13 protein-coding genes are annotated in these 16,412 nt (G+C 73.5%); 4 read left to right on the forward strand and 9 right to left on the reverse strand.

The window, feature by feature from the left end; all coding sequences use genetic code 11:
* Positions 1–309: 309 nt before the first annotated feature.
* Positions 310–1,572, reverse strand: a complete 1,263-nt coding sequence (locus tag ACFY01_RS02300) for a molybdopterin-dependent oxidoreductase (RefSeq protein ID WP_390733729.1) — start codon at positions 1,570–1,572, stop codon at positions 310–312.
* A 155-nt stretch (positions 1,573–1,727) separates the two neighbouring features.
* On the opposite strand from ACFY01_RS02300, the gene ACFY01_RS02305 reads away from it, so the two are divergent.
* Together ACFY01_RS02305 and ACFY01_RS02310 are read left to right on the forward strand one after the other, a co-directional pair.
* Complete coding sequence (locus ACFY01_RS02305; protein WP_390734025.1) at positions 1,728–3,107, forward strand: hypothetical protein; 1,380 nt, start codon at positions 1,728–1,730, stop codon at positions 3,105–3,107.
* A 108-nt stretch (positions 3,108–3,215) separates the two neighbouring features.
* Positions 3,216–4,559, forward strand: coding sequence for an amidase (locus ACFY01_RS02310; RefSeq protein WP_390733730.1), 1,344 nt, complete (start codon positions 3,216–3,218; stop codon positions 4,557–4,559).
* Between the two features lie 8 nt (positions 4,560–4,567).
* Here the strand turns inward: ACFY01_RS02310 and ACFY01_RS02315 are convergent, their stop codons facing one another.
* Positions 4,568–5,053, reverse strand: coding sequence for a GNAT family N-acetyltransferase (locus ACFY01_RS02315; RefSeq protein WP_390733731.1), 486 nt, complete (start codon positions 5,051–5,053; stop codon positions 4,568–4,570).
* Positions 5,054–5,113: 60 nt separating this feature from the next.
* Entirely contained in the window at positions 5,114–5,287 is a 174-nt protein-coding gene (locus ACFY01_RS02320; RefSeq protein WP_361452329.1) for a hypothetical protein, read from the reverse strand.
* A gap of 504 nt (positions 5,288–5,791) precedes the next feature.
* On the opposite strand from ACFY01_RS02320, the gene ACFY01_RS02325 reads away from it, so the two are divergent.
* Complete coding sequence (locus tag ACFY01_RS02325) at positions 5,792–6,199, forward strand: hypothetical protein (protein ID WP_390733732.1); 408 nt, start codon at positions 5,792–5,794, stop codon at positions 6,197–6,199.
* Positions 6,200–6,432: 233 nt separating this feature from the next.
* Here the strand turns inward: ACFY01_RS02325 and ACFY01_RS02330 are convergent, their stop codons facing one another.
* The 3 genes from ACFY01_RS02330 to ACFY01_RS02340 form a co-directional block, all read right to left on the reverse strand.
* Complete coding sequence (locus tag ACFY01_RS02330) at positions 6,433–7,926, reverse strand: SDR family NAD(P)-dependent oxidoreductase (protein WP_390733733.1); 1,494 nt, start codon at positions 7,924–7,926, stop codon at positions 6,433–6,435.
* A gap of 648 nt (positions 7,927–8,574) precedes the next feature.
* Positions 8,575–9,933, reverse strand: coding sequence for a wax ester/triacylglycerol synthase family O-acyltransferase (locus tag ACFY01_RS02335; protein ID WP_390733734.1), 1,359 nt, complete (start codon positions 9,931–9,933; stop codon positions 8,575–8,577).
* A 162-nt stretch (positions 9,934–10,095) separates the two neighbouring features.
* Positions 10,096–12,417 carry a GH92 family glycosyl hydrolase gene (locus ACFY01_RS02340; protein WP_390733735.1) on the reverse strand — a complete coding sequence of 774 codons (2,322 nt, stop codon included), beginning with the start codon at positions 12,415–12,417 and terminating at the stop codon, positions 10,096–10,098.
* Positions 12,418–12,607: 190 nt separating this feature from the next.
* Here ACFY01_RS02340 and ACFY01_RS02345 point away from each other — a divergent pair, with 190 nt between their 5' ends.
* On the forward strand, positions 12,608–12,985 hold the full coding sequence (locus ACFY01_RS02345) for a hypothetical protein (protein ID WP_390733736.1): 378 nt from the start codon (positions 12,608–12,610) through the stop codon (positions 12,983–12,985).
* A gap of 7 nt (positions 12,986–12,992) precedes the next feature.
* On the opposite strand, the gene glgC is transcribed toward ACFY01_RS02345, so the two are convergent.
* Genes glgC through ACFY01_RS02360 form a run of 3 tightly spaced genes read right to left on the reverse strand, consistent with a single transcriptional unit; the run spans position 12,993 to position 16,235 of the window.
* Positions 12,993–14,213, reverse strand: a complete 1,221-nt coding sequence (glgC, locus tag ACFY01_RS02350; RefSeq protein ID WP_390733737.1) for a glucose-1-phosphate adenylyltransferase — start codon at positions 14,211–14,213, stop codon at positions 12,993–12,995.
* Between the two features lie 52 nt (positions 14,214–14,265).
* Positions 14,266–15,417 carry a glycogen synthase gene (gene glgA, locus ACFY01_RS02355; RefSeq protein WP_390733738.1) on the reverse strand — a complete coding sequence of 384 codons (1,152 nt, stop codon included), beginning with the start codon at positions 15,415–15,417 and terminating at the stop codon, positions 14,266–14,268.
* 38 nt (positions 15,418–15,455) lie between these two features.
* A complete protein-coding gene (locus ACFY01_RS02360; RefSeq protein WP_390734026.1) occupies positions 15,456–16,235 on the reverse strand; it encodes an IucA/IucC family C-terminal-domain containing protein in 780 nt (259 codons plus the stop codon).
* Positions 16,236–16,412 lie beyond the last annotated feature (177 nt).

Raw genomic sequence — 16,412 nt, forward strand, 5'->3', positions numbered from 1 at the left:
ACCAGGAGCAGCAGCCCGGACAGCGCGGCGGGCACCCGGACGTACAGCACCCGGCCGCGCCGCCCGGCCGCGCCCAGCGAGCGGACGAGGGCGCGGTCGGCCGCCGCGTACAGCGGCAGCAGCACCAGGTCGTGCAGCAGTGCCGCCCCCACGAACCACAGCGCCACCTTGAACCAGTCGCCCGCGAGGAGCCGCAGCCCCGCGTATCCGGCGAGCGCGAACGAGCAGGCGAGCAGCAGCAGTTGCAGAGGGCTGCCGAGCGGGATCCAGCGGCGCTTCACACGCATCACAGGTCTCCGATCACACGCATCACAGGTCTCCGAAGGTCATCCGGGCCACCCACTTGGTGTTGAGCACACCGGGCGCCGCGGGCACGATGACCCGGGCCGGGTAGCCGTGGTCGGGGCTCAGGTCCTCGCCGTTGACGGCCAGGGCGAGCAGGGAGCGCGGGTCGGCGGTCTGATTGGCGCGCAGGGCCGCCCGGCGGAAGCCGCCGTGCCGCTGGAGGGACTCTACGAAGACGTCGGGCGGGTCGTCGTACCCGACGAGGGCGGCCAGGTCGCGCAGCCGCACGCCCCGCCACCACTGGTCGGCGGTGGACCAGCCCTCGACGCAGGCGATCGGCAGCGCGGAGCTGTGCTGCGGCATGCGCAGCAGGTCGGCGCGGCTGAGCCGGACGGTGCCGGTGCGGCCGGTGACGACGAGCCGCCACGCCTCCTCGCTCGTCCGAGCCGTGTCGATGCCCGCGAAGCGGGCCGTCTTGTTGATCTGGAAGCCGTTCGGTCCGCCGCCGGGCTCGGCGCCGCCGTGGGGGGTGAGCAGGGCGGTGCGGCGCAGCGGCCCGTCGAAGCTGCGGCCGGCGCTGGTCAGGAACAGCAGCAGCGAACCGCCGCCGACCAGCCACAGCGCGCCGCGCCGAGACACGGTGGGCGGATCGGGCCGCGGTGGGACGAGGGTCCCGGTTTCCGCGCTCTCCACGGGGTTCCCGGCCCCTCCCCTCCCCTCCCGCATCCGGCGCACGCTCCGCACCGCCAGGGGCAGCTTCAGCGCGGCGTGCGCGACGAACGCGGCGAAGAAGACCCAGGCGCCGTAGAAGTGCAGCGGGTAGAAGGACCCGGGGAAGACGTAGTCGAGCTGGACGTTGAGCACGCCGGTGGTGAACTCGAACAGGCCGCCCCCGACCAGCAGCAGCAGCGAGATCCGCTCCAGCGCGTGGGCGAGGGAACGGGCCGGCGGCAGGGCGAAGAGCCTCGGCACGACGGACCACAGCTTGGCCAGCAGCACCGGGATCAGGGTGATGCCCAGCGTGACGTGGACACCCTGGGTGAGCCGGTACAGCCAGTACGGGTTCGTCGGCCAGGCGAACAGGTAGAAGCCGAGGATCCCCTTGTCCGGGGTCTTGTCGTTGACCGGCGAGAGGCCCGGGTTGTAGGCGGCGTACGACACCAGGCCCGTCACGAACAGCACGGTCACGCCGACGAGGAGGACGAGGCCGAGCACCGAGGTGAACCAGGGGCCGCGCAGCGGGCTGCGCCAGAAAGCGGGAGAGGTGGGGAGCCGTGGATCGCTCATGTTCCGACCGTAGGCCGGTACGGGCCCGGCGGCGGGCCCACGACCCATGACGAAACGCTGACGTCCGCCGCGCGCGGCGGGACCGCGCCCGTCGTCCGGCCTAGCGTGCCGGTGTGACCCGCCCTCTCCGCCGTGACCCGCGCGACCGCCATGGCTTGCGCGACCGTCGTGACTCGCCCGACCGCCGCGACCTGTACGCCGTCGTGGCCGCCGTCCTGCTGGTGCTGACCGCCGTCCTCGTCGGCCGCCGCATCCAGGACAGCCGCCACACGCTGTTCGTGCACTGGCCGCCGCTGCACGCCGACTGGGACCCGCACCTCGGGCCGGGCACCCCCGCCGCCGTCCTGGTGGCGGCCGCCGTGGTGGCCTGCGGGCCGGGGGTCGCCGCACGGCTGCGCCCCGGGGCGCTGCTCGCCGCGGCCTGGGTGACGGCCATGGCCTGGATCTGGTCCCTCGCGCTGGTCGACGGCTGGCAGCGGGGCGTCGCGGGCCGGCTCACCACCCGCACCGAGTACCTCCGGGCCGTCGGCCGCTTCGACGACATCCCGGCCGCCCTGAGGGACTTCACCCACCACATCGTCTGGGGCACGCCCGACCCGTGGCCCGCCCACGTCGCCGGGCACCCTCCGGCGGCGACGCTGATGTTCGTCCTCCTGGACCGGATCGGGCTGCGCGGCGGTGGCTGGGCGGCGGCGTGGTGCATCACCGTGGGCGCCACGGCCTGTGTGGCGGTTCTGATCGCGGTACGGGCCCTCGCCGGGGACGGTCCGGCGCGGCGGGCGGCGCCGTTTCTGGTGCTGGCGCCGGCCGCGGTGTGGCTGGGCGTCTCGGCCGACGCGTGTTTCGCGGCCGTCGCCTCCTGGGCCGTGGCGCTGCTCGCCCTCGCGGTGACCGGGCGGTCGGTGTGGTGGGCGGCCGGCTCCGGTCTGCTGTTCGGGCTCACCTGCTACCTCTCCTACGGCCTCACGCTCTTCGCGGTGCTCCTGGCGGCGGTGCTGTTCCTCGGCCGGCACCGCGTCCGCGAGCGTCCGCTGCTGCTCGGGGCGCTGCTCGCCGCGACGGCCGTGGTGCCGTTCGCCTTCATCCTCGCCGGGTTCGACTGGTGGCAGGCCTACCGCCTGCTGATCACGCGCTACTACCAGGGAGTGGGCGGTACCCGGCCCTACGGCTACTGGGTCTGGGCGAACCTGGCCTGCACGGTGGTGATCACCGGGCTCGCCACGGCGGCCGGCCTGCTCCGGGCCGGCGGCACGCTCGCCCGTGAACCCCGCGCCCCGCTCGACCGGCCGCCGGCCGGCACTCCCCCGGTGGCCGCCGGCGAGGCACGCCTGGCCCTGCTCGTCCTCGCCGCCCTCCTGGCCCTCCTCGTCGCCGACCTGTCCGGCATGAGCAAGGCGGAGACGGAACGCATCTGGCTGCCGTTCGCGATGTGGCTCCTGCCGGCCTGCGCGTTCCTCACCCGGCCCCGCGTCTGGCTCGCCGCCCAGGCCGTCCTCGCCCTGCTGGCCAACCATCTGCTGCTCACCACCTGGTGAGCGGCGGTCGGGGCCTCTCGACGCGGGGCGGGCGAACGGGCACAGTTCTCCCTACGTACCGGGCCTACCGACCGGTACGCCCATGCCCCCTCCCCTCCAGGAGCGCCCGTGACCAGCTGGGTCGGCCGGACCGCCGCCGAGATCGCCGCCGCCGTACGCGACAAGCGGGCCACGCCGCGCGAGGTGGTGGCGGAGCACCTCGCCCGGATCGAGCGGCTCGGCGCCCGCACCGGCGCGTTCCGGACGGTACGGGCCGAGGCGGCGCTCGTCGAGGCGGACGAGGTGGCGGACCGCACCGACCTGGCCGGGCTCCCGCTGGCCGGCGTGCCCGTGGCCGTCAAGGACAACCTGGCCGTTCGCGGCGAGGCGACCCGCAACGGCTCCGCCGCGACCTCCGAGGAGCCCGCGGCCGACGACCATGTCACCGTGGCCCGGCTCCGGGCGGCGGGCGCGGTGGTCGTGGGGCTGACGAACGTGCCGGAACTCTGCGTCTTCGGCACCACCGAGGGCGTGCACGGCACCGCGCGCAATCCGTGGGACCTCTCGCGGACCGCGGGCGGTTCCTCCGGCGGCAGCGCCGCCGCGGTGGCCGCGGGGCTGGTGCCGGTCGCCCTCGGCAACGACGGTATGGGCAGTCTGCGCATCCCGGCCGCCAACTGCGGCCTGGTCACGCTGAAGCCCGGGCACGGGGTGGTGCCGGCGGGCATCGGCCACGGCGACTGGTTCGGCATGTCCGAGAACGGGCCGCTGGCGACCACGGTCGAGGACCTGCGGCTGGTGCTGTCGGTCCTGGCGGACGCCGGGTTCGGCCCCCGGGCGGACCCGGCCCCGCTCGGCATCGCCGTCTCGCTGCGCAGCCCGATGCCCGGGGTGAGCGTCGGCAAGCCGTACACGGCCGCGGTCCGGGAGGCCGCGGGGCTGCTGGCCGGGGCGGGGCACCGGCTGCGGCGCGCCGAGCCGCCGTATCCGGCGTCGCTGGGCGTCACCGCGCTGACGCACTGGACGGCGGGCACCGCGGTGGACGCCGAAGGCCTGGACCCGGCACGGCTGACCCGGCGGACCCGGGTGCACGCGGCGGTGGGGGGGCGTTTCGTCGGCACGGTCCGCACCGGGGAGCAGCGGGAGCGGCTGCGCCGCCGCCTGGAGCCGTTCTTCGCCGAGCACGACGTGCTGCTCACCCCGGCCCTCGCCCGGCGCTCGCCCGAGGCCGGGCCCTGGCACGAGCGGGGCTGGCTGCGCAATGTGCTGGCCAACACGAACTACTCGCCGCTGACCCCGCCCTGGAACCTGACCGGCTGGCCTGCGATGTCCGTTCCCTTCGGCACGCTGCCCTCCGGCGCGCCCTGCGCCGTGCAACTGGCCGCCCGTCCGGGGTCCGAGGGGCTGCTGCTGGAGGTCGCGGAGCAGTTGGAGGGCCTGCGCCCGTGGCAGCGGACGGCACCGGTCGGCTGACACGCCGCTCAGTGCAGCGACTTGTACATGATGTGCAGGCCGACCCGGCCGTGCCGGGGGTGCTCGAACGCCTCCGGGACCGTGCCGATGATCCGGAAGCCGAGGGACGTCCACAGCTTGACGGCGGGATTGGTCTCCACGACGGCGTTGAAGACCATCGCCCGGTATCCGGCGGCCCGGGCGGCGGCGAGGACGTGTTCGGCGAGGGCGCGGCCGATGCCACGGCCGCCCTGGTCGGGGTCGACCATGAAGCCGGCGCCCGCGACCGCGGCGGCGGGACCGCCGTAGTTGGGGGTGAGATAGGCGGAGCCGACCACGGCTCCGCCGGGGTCCTCGGCCACGTAGACGCGTTTGGCCGGGCCCATCCACAGGGCGCGGGCAGCCTCCTGCGAGGTGTCCGGGTCCCATGCGTACGTCTCGGCCGCGGCGACGATCCGGTGCCAGATGGGCCAGATGCGTCGCCAGTCGTCGGCCACGGCTTCCCTGATCAGCACGGCGCCGGTCCCGCAGGCCCATGCCTTCGGCGATCGCGAGGGGTACGGCCCCGCGCGGGGTCAGTCCACGCTCGGCAGGATGTGCGGTTCGGCGAGGTCGTCCTCGTAGCCTGCGAGGCGGATCGGGGCGGACCTGGCCCACACGTCGAGGCTGCCGAGCTCCGTGGGCCCGCGGCCCGCTCGCTCCGTGCGTTCCTTGGGGCGCTGATCGCGATTCGTCTTCTCCGGTGTCACCGCGCACTCCTTATGTGTCGGGTCACCCTCGGGGCGTACCGGACAGTCTGTGATCCGCCGCCTGACGCCCGCTTGGGTCTGGATAGAAGGCCAGTTCGGACGCGGTGGCGCCGGTAACTCGTACGGACCATGGGTGTGGGTGGGACCCCGTGCTGCTTGTCCGTCCGCTCCAGATTAACCAAATGAGCGGGGGTCCGCTCGATAGGGAATGCAAACAAGGGGTAACTTTCGTGCGTCATCCGGTCGCCCATCGGCCGACTATGCGCCCATTTGCCGCATGACGCACCTTTTGAGGGTCAGCAGATCGGCCTACATAATCGAACCTAACTTCGATTATTGTTTCGCGGCTGCTCGACGCCGAGAAGGTCGGCGAGGCGCTCATGGCCATCAGGCGGGGGGCTGAACGGGGCACACGCCGCGCAGTTCAGGTGCCGTTGGCCGAGTCGAAAGCAGGCCATGATCTGCTGGCGGGTGGCAACGGCTGTCTCGCGGGAGGACTGACGCATGGAGCTGCGCAGCGTCGAGGAGCTGATGGATCTGCTGTACGCCTGCCGGTACGACCCCGGGCTGCGCACCGCCGCGCTGCTGCGCCGCGCCCGGCCCGCCGACAAGGAACTCCAGGTGGCCGGGCTGGTCTCGGGCATCGGACGGCTGCTCGTGCCCGGCGACCGGGCGGGGCAGGCGCACGCCGCGGCCCGCGCGGTGCGCCCCCTGCTCGGGGAGCGGGTCTGCCGGCTCGTACGCGGGCAGCCCGGCGACGACGGTCCCGGCGGCGACGACGATCTGCTGCGCCTGCGTCACGCCGCCGAGGAGGGCGCGGCCGTCGCTTTCGACGCCGGGGTCCTGGAGGACTGGCGCACGGTGCTCGAGCTGGTGGCGGCGCGCAACTCCCGCCTGGGGGCGGTCGACTGACCGCCGAGGACACGGCGGGCAGCGGGGGGCGCCGGGTGCCCGAGTTCGGGTCGGTGACGCGGTTTGCCCCCCGAGGGGCCACAGGCCCGGGGTGGTGGACCTGTGTGGAGTCGAACCACGAAGAACGCGTCACCTGCGCACCGGGCACTTCGGCGCTTGGTCCCCCACGGTAGGGCGCCGCTGCCCGAACAGGCCAACGGTTTAAGCCCGTTGGACCTGCTCGGTCGCCTTACTCACCACTTGCCCGGCGCGTAGTCCTTCAGGAAGACGCCGTACAGGTCCTCGCCCGCCTCGCCGCGCACGATCGGGTCGTAGACGCGGGCGGCGCCGTCGACGAGGTCGAGGGGGGCGTGGAAGCCGGCCTCGGCCAGGCGCAGCTTGTCGTAGTGCGGACGTTCGTCGGTGATCCAGCCGGTGTCGACGGAGGTCATGAGGATGCCGTCGGACTGGAACATCTCCTGGGCGCTGGTCCGCGTGACCATGTTCATGGCCGCCTTGGCGGCGTTGGTGTTCGGGTGCCCGGCACCCTTGTAGCCGCGGCCGAAGACGCCTTCCATCGCCGAGACGTTGACGACGTACGCACGGCCGCTGGCGGCCTTCTTCGCGGCGTCCGCCATCGCCGGGCGCAGGGCGCTGATCAGGATGAACGGCGAGGTGTAGTTGCACAGCTGGGTCTCCAGCAGCTCGACCGGCGAGATCTGGTCGATGGTCTGCACCCAGGTGTTGGTCTCGACGACGTCGGGGACGAGGCCGCCCGCGTCGATGGCGGTGCCGTCGAGGTGCCGGGCGACGCTGGCGTTGCCCGCGACGAGCGCGAGGTCGGCGACCTTCTGTGCGTCCAGGCCGCTGGTGCCGAGGGGCAGTGCGGCGATGCCGTCGACGGCGCCGGAGCCGAAGGCGCCGATGATGTGGTGGGCGGGGAGCTCCCCTGCGGGCAGCGGGGCGCTCTCGCCCTCGACCAGGGCCGCGTACGCGGAGGGCAGGCGGCGCACGGTCTGCGTCGCGTTGTTGATCAGGATGTCGAGCGGGCCCGCCCCGGCGACCTGCTCGGCGAGGGCCACGGCCTGCGCCGGGTCGCGCAGGTCGATGCCGACGACCTCCAGCCGGTGCATCCAGTCCGCCGAGTCGTCCATGGCCTTGAAGCGGCGGATGGCGTCCTTGGGGAAGCGGGTCGTGATCGTGGTGTGGGCGCCGTCGCGCAGCAGCCGCAGCGCGATGTACATGCCGATCTTGGCGCGGCCGCCGGTGAGCAGCGCGCGCTTGCCGGTGAGGTCGGCCCGGACGTCACGCTTGACCCGGTTCGTCCGGGCGCAGTCCGGACAGAGCTGGTGGTAGAAGTAGTCGACCTCGACGTACCTGCTCTTGCAGGTGTAGCAGGAGCGCGGGCGCTGGAGTATGCCCGCGATCCTGCCCTCCTCGGTGACCGAGGACGGCAGGATCCCCTCCGTCTCGTCGTCGATGCGCTGGGCGGAACCGGTCGCGGTGGCCTCGGTGACCGCCTTGTCGTGGGCGGTCTTGGCGGCCCGGCGCTCCTGGCGGCGGCGCTGCTTGACCGTGCGGTAGATGCCGGCCGTGGCCCGGCGCACCGCGATGGCGTCGGGGTGGTCGACGTCCAGCTTGTCGAGCTCATCGAGCACACTGAGGCAGACGGCCAGGCGCTCGGGGTCGATGCCGGGGCCGTAGACCGCCTCGTCCTCGGCCATCGGGCCGTCCTGTGTCACCGTCATCGCGCTGCCGCTTCCCTGATCACTTGCGCAGCGCTCCGACTCGCGCCCGCTTTCGAACGGGGGATTTTACGGCAGCGCGGGCCCCCACCGCCAAACCGTTCCGCTCGGGCCCCACGGCTTCGGACCATCACCCCCACGCCGCCCGGGTCGGCGGGACCTGCCCGGCCCCGAGGCCCACCACGGCCTCACCACCGGCGACGCCCCGACCGGACACGCCCGGCTCGGCCCGGGGGAACGGATCCGTCACCACCGGGTCGGCCTGCCGAGGCCCGCCCGGCCTGCCCCGGGCCCGGGCCCGGGAGAGCCCATGGCACCGCACCTGGAACCGCGCGCGAACCCACCGTCCGGAGCCGGCCTTGGGCGTGCTGGTACGCGCACCTCACCTGCCCGGGCGACCGGTCCAAGCCCCGTACCGCTTCGGCATCGGCAACGAGTGGCGACGCCCACAGCAGCGGCCGCCCCCGCCGCCGAACGCCCCCTCGCCAGGACAGCGCCTCCGCCTCGTCCGTCATCGCCCGGGCCAGCCGGCCCGGCTTCGGCGCTGCCTCGGTGTCAGCGACGAACCCGTGCGGGCCGTGCCCGGCCCCGTCGGCCGATACCGGCCTCGGGCATGCGCGACGCGCACGGCAGCGGCCGGGCCCCGCCCGGTCAGGGGACGCAAACCGCGAGCAGCATCTCCAGCTCGGCCGTCACCGCTCGGGCCAGCCGGTCCAGGTCCGGTACCGCCTCGGCGTCGGCGACGAGGCCGTAGTGGACGTGGCCGCGGTAGGTGGAGATGGCGACGGCGAGGGACTGGCCGGGGGCGAGGGGGGCGAAGGGGTAGACCGCGGTCAGGGGGTGTCCGCCGAGCCGGAGGCCGAGGCCCGGCAGCGGCACGCTGGTGACCAGGATGTCGAACCACAGCCGGGCGGCCTGACCGACCAGCGGTCCGCCGAGCCGGTGGCCCAGCGCGGGCACGTGGTCGGCGAGCAGCGCGACGGCGCCCGCGCCCCGGTTGGGGCCGGCGTCCTTGTTGCGGTCCATCGCCGTACGCACCCGGGCGAGGCGGGCGAGCGGGTCGGGGTCGCCGACCGGGAGCCGTATCAGGTACCCGGAGAGCCGGTTGCCCTGTGGGTGCGCGGTGCGCGGGCGGCGCCGGGAGACCGGGATCAGGGCGCGCGGCGCCACGCCCTCGCTGCCGTCGCCGCGCTCGTCCAGCCAGCGGCGCAGCGCACCCGCGACGACCGCGATGAGGACGTCGTTGACGGTGCCGCCGACGGCCTTGCGCACCCGGTGCACGTCGTCGATGTCCAGGTCGACCCCGGCGGTGCACCGGGTGCCGCTGGAGCCGGAGGCCAGCGCCGCGGAGGAGGCCACGCCCAGGGTGGACAGGGCGACGGAGGCGCCGATGTCCAGGGCCCGGCCCACGTCGGACAGCGTGCCGCGCAGCAGGCCCGGCAGCCGGCCGGGAAGCCCGCGCAACTCGGCCAGCAGCCCGCGCGGCGGCTCGACGGGGCGTGGGCGGCGCTCCGGCATGTCCATCGGGTCGAGCACGGCGGCGGCCAGCGTCAGCGCCCTGAGGCCGTCGGCCAGCGCGTGGTGGAACTTGAACAGGACGGCGAAGGACACCCCGTCCTCGCCCGGCATGACGTGCGCCTCCCAGGGCGCCCGGCAGCGCTCCAGGGGGCGCTCCATGAGCCGGCCGGCCACGGCGTGGAAGTCACCCGTCGGGGCATGCAGCCGCACGTGGTTGAGCGGGTCGAAGTCCGGGTCCGGCTCACGGGCCGCGCCGCCGAAGGAGCCGAGCCGGCCCGGCCGGCGCAGGTCGAGCGGCTGCCACACGTCGCGGATGCGCATTCTGAGGCCGGGCACGGCGGCGGCACGGGCGGCGAGCAGGTCGGCCGCGTGCGCGCCGGCGGTGGGCGAGTGCGCGGAGAAGACGCCGAGCGCGCCCAGGTGCATCGGGTGCCGGCCGGACTCGATGTTCCAGAACGCCAGATCCAGAGGAGCGAGCGGGTCGGAAGTCAATGGCTTGCCTCGCGTCGACGACGGGTGGAGGGGGGTGGGCGGTGAGTCTGAAGTCAATCCCCGCCAGGCGATTACGGTCAAGTACGGTCAGGCTACGCTCAGTTAACAGCAGATTAAGTCCCGCCCCCGGTGAAACCGGCGGGACACACGGGACGCCTGAGGTCACTTCAGCACCGGAGGCGCCGCCTGGGGTGACGTACCCCACTCCGACGGGCGCGGGCCGACCGTGAACGCAAGGGAGCGCAGGGACCGCAGCTCACGCATCGTCAGGTAGGTCCGGTCATGGGCCCTCGCGTTCGCGCGCACGGCCTGGACGTAGCGTTCGCTCGCCGAGGTGCCCGGCGCGGTGACCGTGAGGGCGCCCCTGGGCCAGTAGCGGCGGTCCAGGGTGAGGTCGACCCGGTCGAACACGGGTGTGGACAGTCCCCAGGTGCCGTAGCCGGGCTGCACCGGGAAGATCCCGATCGACGACAGCACGTGCCAGGCGGACATCGTGCCCAGGTCGTCGTTGCCGGTCATGCCGGTCGGGCTGTCCGTGAACAGGGTCAGCGCCGCGTGCACCACGTCCGTCGTCTTCCACGGCTCGCCGGTCGAGAGGTAGGTGTAGGGCGCGATCAGGTCGGGCTCGTTCTGCGGGTTGTACTTGTCCGCGCCGTAGTAGTCGTAGGCGCCGCCGTGCACCCACACCTCGCGCGCGGTCCGGGCCGGGTCCGCGAGCAGCCGGTCGTAGGCGAAGAACGCGTCGAGCCGGTCGTTCGCGGCGCGTTCGCCGCCGATCAGGCCGACCATGCCGGGGATGTCCTGCGGCACCAGCCACTGGTACTGCCAGGCGGTGCCCTCGTGGAAGCCCACGCCGGCGGCCGGGTCGGCCGGCCCGGTGAAGGCGCCGGAGGCGTCGCGCGCCCGGAAGAAGCCGGTCGAGGGGTCGAAGACGTTGCGGTAACTGCGCGACCGGGCCGCGTAGCGGGCCGCGTCCTCGTGGTGGCCGAGGCTCCGGGCCATCTGCGCGAGCATCGCGTCCGAGAGGGCGTACTCCAGGGTGACGGAGGCCCCCTCGTGGTAGTCGGAGTCCCCCGGCTTCGTGCGCGGTCGGTCCTTGATGTACGGGGCGAAACCGTTCGCCAGGTACTCCGCGTTGGCCTCCCGGCCCACCCCCGGGTAGCCGGCCGGCGGCACCCCGTCGGCGTTCTTCCGCAGCGCCCGGTAGGCCCGCTCCTCGTACCCCTTGAGCAGGCCCGACTGGTAGGCGGTGGTCAGGAACGGGGTCACCGGGTCGCCGGTCATGATGTTCGTCTCGACGGGCCCGTAGCCCCACTTGGGCAGCCAGCCGCCGTCCTCGTCGACCCTGACCACCGAGATCGCCATGTCCCGGGCCTCGCGGGGCGCGAGCAGGGCGAGGAGCTGGCACTGGGTGCGGTAGGTGTCCCACAGCGACCAGTTCTGGTAGTACGTGAAGCCCTCGGCCCGGTGGATCCGCCGGTCCCAGCCGGTGTAGCGGCCGTCGGCGTCGCTGCCGGTGTTCGGTGCCAGGAACGAGCGGTACAGGGACGAGTAGAAGGTGCGGCGCAGGGTCGCGTCACCGCCCCGGACCCGGACGGCGCCGAGCCGGCGCTCCCAGGCCTGCCGGGCCCGCTCGCGGACGGCGTCGAAGGGGCGTCCGCCCTCGGCGCGCAGGTTGACCTCGGCGCCGCGCGCGTCGACGTACGACAGCGCGGTGGTCGCCTCGACTGTGCGGTCCCCGGTCGTGTCGAAGCGTACGTAGGCGCCGCCGTGCCCGGCCCGGGAGCCCGCGGCGACCGTGGTGCCGTCCCAGGTGCCGTACGCGGTGAAGGGCCGGGAGAAACGCGTGACCGTGTACACGGTGTACGGGCCGGTCTCCCGGCAGAAGCCGTGGCCGGTGATCGCGGTGCGCACGGTCCGGTCGTCGAGGATCTCCACCGAACTGGCGACCGGTTTGTGCAGTGCCTGCGCCGCGTTCAGCAGCACGTTGGCGTGGTCGGTGGCGGGGAAGGTGTAGCGCTGCACGCCGGTGCGCTCGGTGGCCGTGAGCTCGGCCTCGATGCCCGAGTCCAGGCCGACCCGGTAGTAGCCGGGGCTCGCCGTCTCGTCCGCGTGCCGGAAACCGGCCGCGTACCGGGCGTAGTCGGTCTCCGTGACCTCGCCGGTGGTCGGCAGCACGGGCAGGTCGCCGCCGATGCGGCAGCCGACGCCCGAGAGGTGGACCAGGGAGAAGCCGCGGATGTGGTCCTGGGAGTGGTCGTAGCCGGTGCTGTGCCCGGTGTCGGGCGAGAGCTGCACCATGCCGAAGGGCACGGCCGCGCCGGGGAAGGTGTTGCCCTCGTTCTGGGTCCCGATGAAGGGGTTGACCAGGTCGGTGAGGTGGCCGTCGGGCGGCTCGGCGGCCCGTGCGACGGGGGTGGCGAGCAGCGCGGACGCCATCATCACCCCGGCCAGGCACAGCCGCGGGCGCCGGGTCCCTCTCATGTGACCTCCGGGAGGTTCGACATCGTTGTCCGCATCCTGCGGGCCCGAGGCCGTGAAGCCGGGGAGGGCGCGCGGATCGCGCGGAACGCGTCGCGCGCCAACAATGGAGGCAGCCCCCTCGGCGGAGGGAGGACGGCACCGACGACGGACCGTCCACAGCGGCACCCTCAGCGGGAAGAAGGCGAGGACGATGCCGAAGGTTTCCAGGGACACGGCCACGCAGGGCGGCGACTACGGCCCGGTGGTCGACCACTCCGAGGACCTCGAGCCCTACACGGTGGACTTCCTGACGTTCCGCGAGGACGTCGACCACACCCCGCTGCTCCAGGGACTGCCCGAGCACCGCTGCCAGTGCCCGCACTGGGGGTACGTCTTCAGGGGCGAGCTCACGTTCCGCTACCCGGACCACGACGAGGTGTACCGCGGCGGGGAGGCCTTCTACGCCCCGCCGGGGCACGTACCCGTGCACACCGAGCCGGGCAGCGAGTACCTCCAGTTCAGCCTCGCCGAGGACCTGCGCCGGACCAGCGAGGTGACCATGACCCACTTCCCGCCGCTGACCGGCTGAGCGGGGCCTACGACACCTGCTGCCCCTTGCCGAGCGCGATCACCCCGCCCTTGGACACCGTGTACAGCTCCGCGTCCCGCTCCGGGTTGACGCCGATCGTCGCGCCGGGCGGCACCTCGACGTTCTTGTCGAGGACCGCCCCGCGCACGACCGCGCCCCGGCCGATGCGGACGTTGTCATGCAGCACGGAGCCCTGGACGACCGCGCCCGGGTCGACCCGCACGCCCGGGGACAGCACGGACCGGGTGACCTGACCGCGGATCAGACAGCCCGCGCTGATGATGGACTCGCTCGCGATGCCGCCGGCGTTGAAGCGGGCGGGCGAGAGCTGGCCGGAGTGGGTGTAGATCGGCCACTGGCGGTTGTAGAGGTTGAAGGCGGGGCGCTCGGCGATCAGGTCCATGTGGGCGTCGTAGTAGGCGTCGAGGGTGCCGACGTCCCGCCAGTAGCCCTGGTCACGGATGGTCTCGCCGGGGACGTGGTTGGCGCTGAAGTCGTACAGCTGCGCCTCGCCGCGGGCGGTGAGCTGGGGCAGGATCGAGCCGCCCATGTCGTGCACCGAGCCGTCGTCCTCCGCGTCCCGGTGGAGGGCCTCGATCAGGGCCTTGGTGGTGAAGATGTAGTTGCCCATCGAGGCGAAGACGCACTCCGGGTCGTCCGCGAGGCCCGGCGGATCGGCGGGCTTCTCCAGGAACCGCTCCACGGTCTGCCCGTCGGAGGCCGGGGTGATCACCCCGAAGGAGGAGGATTCCGAGCGGGGCACGCGGATCCCGGCCACCGTCACGCCCGCGCCGCCCTCGATGTGCTGCCGGAGCATCTGCCGGGGGTCCATCCGGTACACGTGGTCGGCGCCGAACACCGCGACGTACTCGGGCCCGTCGTCGTACACCAGGTTCAGCGACTGGAGGATGGCGTCCGCGCTGCCCAGGTACCAGCGCGGGCCGAGCCGCTGCTGGGCCGGGACCGGCGTGACGTAGTTGCCGAGAAGGCTGGACATCCGCCAGGTGGTGGTGATGTGCCGGTCCAGCGAGTGCGACTTGTACTGGGTCAGCACACAGATGCGCATGATGTCGGCGTTGACGAGATTGGACAGCACGAAGTCGACGAGGCGGTAGGTACCGCCGAAGGTGACCGCTGGTTTGGCCCGGTCGGCGGTCAGCGGCATCAGGCGTTTGCCCTCCCCGCCCGCCAGTACGATTCCGAGCACCGAAGGTCCGCCACGACGCATGGCCGCTCCCCTCACCGTGGTTGACACCATGCCTGCCCCCGGTCCCCGGGGACTAAGCCTGCTTGAGGATCTCCTCGTACAACCGGACCGTACGCCGGGCCACCGCGTCCCAGCCGAACTCGCCCACCGCGCGCTCCCGGCCGGCCTCGCCCATCCGCCCGGCCGCCGCCGGATCGCCGAGCACGGTGTCCAGCGCGCGGGCGAGGCCCGTCTCGAAGTCGTCGTCGGCTTCCACGAGGAGACCGGTCACACCCTCCTCCACCACCTCGGGGATGCCGCCGACCCGGGAGGCCACGACCGGCGTACCGCACGCCATCGCCTCCAGGTTGACGATGCCGAGCGGTTCGTACACCGACGGGCAGACGAACACGGCGGCGTGCGTGAGGAGTTGGATCACCTCCGCGCGCGGCAGCATCTGCGGGATCCAGTGCACGCCCGGGCGGACGCGGCTGAGCTCCTGGAACAGGTCGCGGAACTCCCGGTCGATCTCCGGGGTGTCGGGCGCGCCCGCGCACAGCACGACCTGCGCCGCGGGGTCGATGTCGCGGACCGCGCGCAGCAGATGGGGCACGCCCTTCTGGCGGGTGATGCGGCCGACGAACAGCACGTAGGGCCGGTCGGGGTCGAGGCCGAGGCGGCGCAGCACGTCGGTGCCGTGGTCCGGCTGGTACAGGGTGGTGTCGATGCCGTTGTGCACGACGTGCACGCGCGCCGGGTCCAGCGCCGGGTAGCAGCCGAGGATGTCCTCGCGCATGGCGCCCGACACCGCGATCACCGCGTCGGCGGCCTCGACCGCGGTGCGCTCCGCCCATCCGGACAGGGCGTATCCGCCGCCGAGTTGCTCGGCCTTCCAGGGGCGCAGCGGCTCCAGCGAGTGGGCGGTGACCACGTGCGGGACGCCGTACAGGAGCTTGGCGACATGGCCCGCGAGGCCCGCGTACCAGGTGTGGGAGTGGACGAGCTCGCGGCCCTCCAGGGCGCCGGCCATGGCCAGGTCCACCGAGAAGGTGCGCAGCGCGTCGTTGGCGCCGTCCAGCACGGACCACGGCCGGTGGCGGACGACGCCGACCCCGCGGCCCTCGCCCCAGCAGTGCACCTCGAGGTCGACCAGGGGCCGCAACTCCCGGGCGAGGAACTCGACGTGGACTCCCGCACCGCCGTACACGTCCGGGGGGTACTCCCGGGTCAGCAGTCCCACTCGCACCGGCAACTCCCTGGTCTCACACGGCCGGACCTCCATGGTCACCCAGATGCGGCCCGTGGGGAAGGGCGCGGCGGTCGTGGGAAGCAACAGTCACCGCAGACACCGCCGCCCGGCACCCGGTAGTACAGGCAGCAGCTGCGGCGCCGGAAGGCGGTTCCGGTGCGGGTGCCGGTGGTGCTCAGCAAGGGGTGGGTGAAGAGGGCCGTGGTGAGCGTACGGGTCCGGTCTGCCATGTCCGTACGGCCGTTCGTCCGCGCCCACCGCTCCAGTTGGCGGGCCGCGCCGGCCAGCGCGGAGCCCGCGTTGCCCCACAGCAGCCCCCTCGCGACCCCGTAGCGGGCCCCTAGGGCGTCCCCTAGGGGCCCGAGGTGGCCGCGCAGTACGGCGTCCGCGAGCGCGTCGGCGTCCGTCGGGTACGGGGCCGGCGGGTACGGGTCCGACGGCAGCGGGCGCACCTCGGTGAGCCACAGGTCGTCGGGGGCGGTCGCGGCGAAGTCCCAGAGCAGCAGCGCCGGGTCCAGGTCGGGGAGGCGGCCGTACAGGGCGGCACAGCCGAGGGCCGCCGACCACAGACGGGCCGCGAGTCCCTGGTGGGCGATCGACGCGGCGACCCGCGGCTCGGGGGTGCGCAGCCGGCCGGCGACGGTCTCGACCCGCGCGGTCAGGGCACTTGGCCGCAGGTGGGATGCCGTGCCCGCATAGGTCTGCGCGAGCGTCGGCAGCGCGGTGGGCGGGGCCGCGCCGGCGCCCGCGGTCGTGCGCAGGACGAAGAAGCCGCCTAGCGGGCGGAGCGCGGCGAGTTGGGGGTCGAGGTCCACGGAGGAGAGTAGTACCAGGGTCGGCACGGCCCCGGTCGAGGCGGTCTCCGCCCTGCGTCGCCCACCCTGGGGAGGATCGGACGCCACGCGTACTCCATCGGCAGTAGGACCCATTGCCTGCTCAGGGACGACGACGGGAACAACCCGAGCGGGCAGAGTGTTCTTCATGGAAGCCGA

Source organism: Streptomyces sp. NPDC001480, from assembly GCF_042894725.1.
Taxonomy (GTDB): Bacteria; Actinomycetota; Actinomycetes; order Streptomycetales; family Streptomycetaceae; genus Streptomyces.

Bases quoted from the DNA above. Each gene is read 5' to 3' on its own strand.
- ACFY01_RS02300 (WP_390733729.1), bottom strand. From the start codon at position 1,572: ATGAGCGATCCACGGCTCCCCACCTCTCCCGCTTTCTGGCGCAGCCCG.
- ACFY01_RS02325 (WP_390733732.1), top strand. From the start codon at position 5,792: ATGGAGCTGCGCAGCGTCGAGGAGCTGATGGATCTGCTGTACGCCTGC.
- ACFY01_RS02330 (WP_390733733.1), bottom strand. From the start codon at position 7,926: ATGACGGTGACACAGGACGGCCCGATGGCCGAGGACGAGGCGGTCTAC.
- ACFY01_RS02340 (WP_390733735.1), bottom strand. From the start codon at position 12,417: ATGAGAGGGACCCGGCGCCCGCGGCTGTGCCTGGCCGGGGTGATGATG.
- ACFY01_RS02345 (WP_390733736.1), top strand. From the start codon at position 12,608: ATGCCGAAGGTTTCCAGGGACACGGCCACGCAGGGCGGCGACTACGGC.
- glgC (WP_390733737.1), bottom strand. From the start codon at position 14,213: ATGCGTCGTGGCGGACCTTCGGTGCTCGGAATCGTACTGGCGGGCGGG.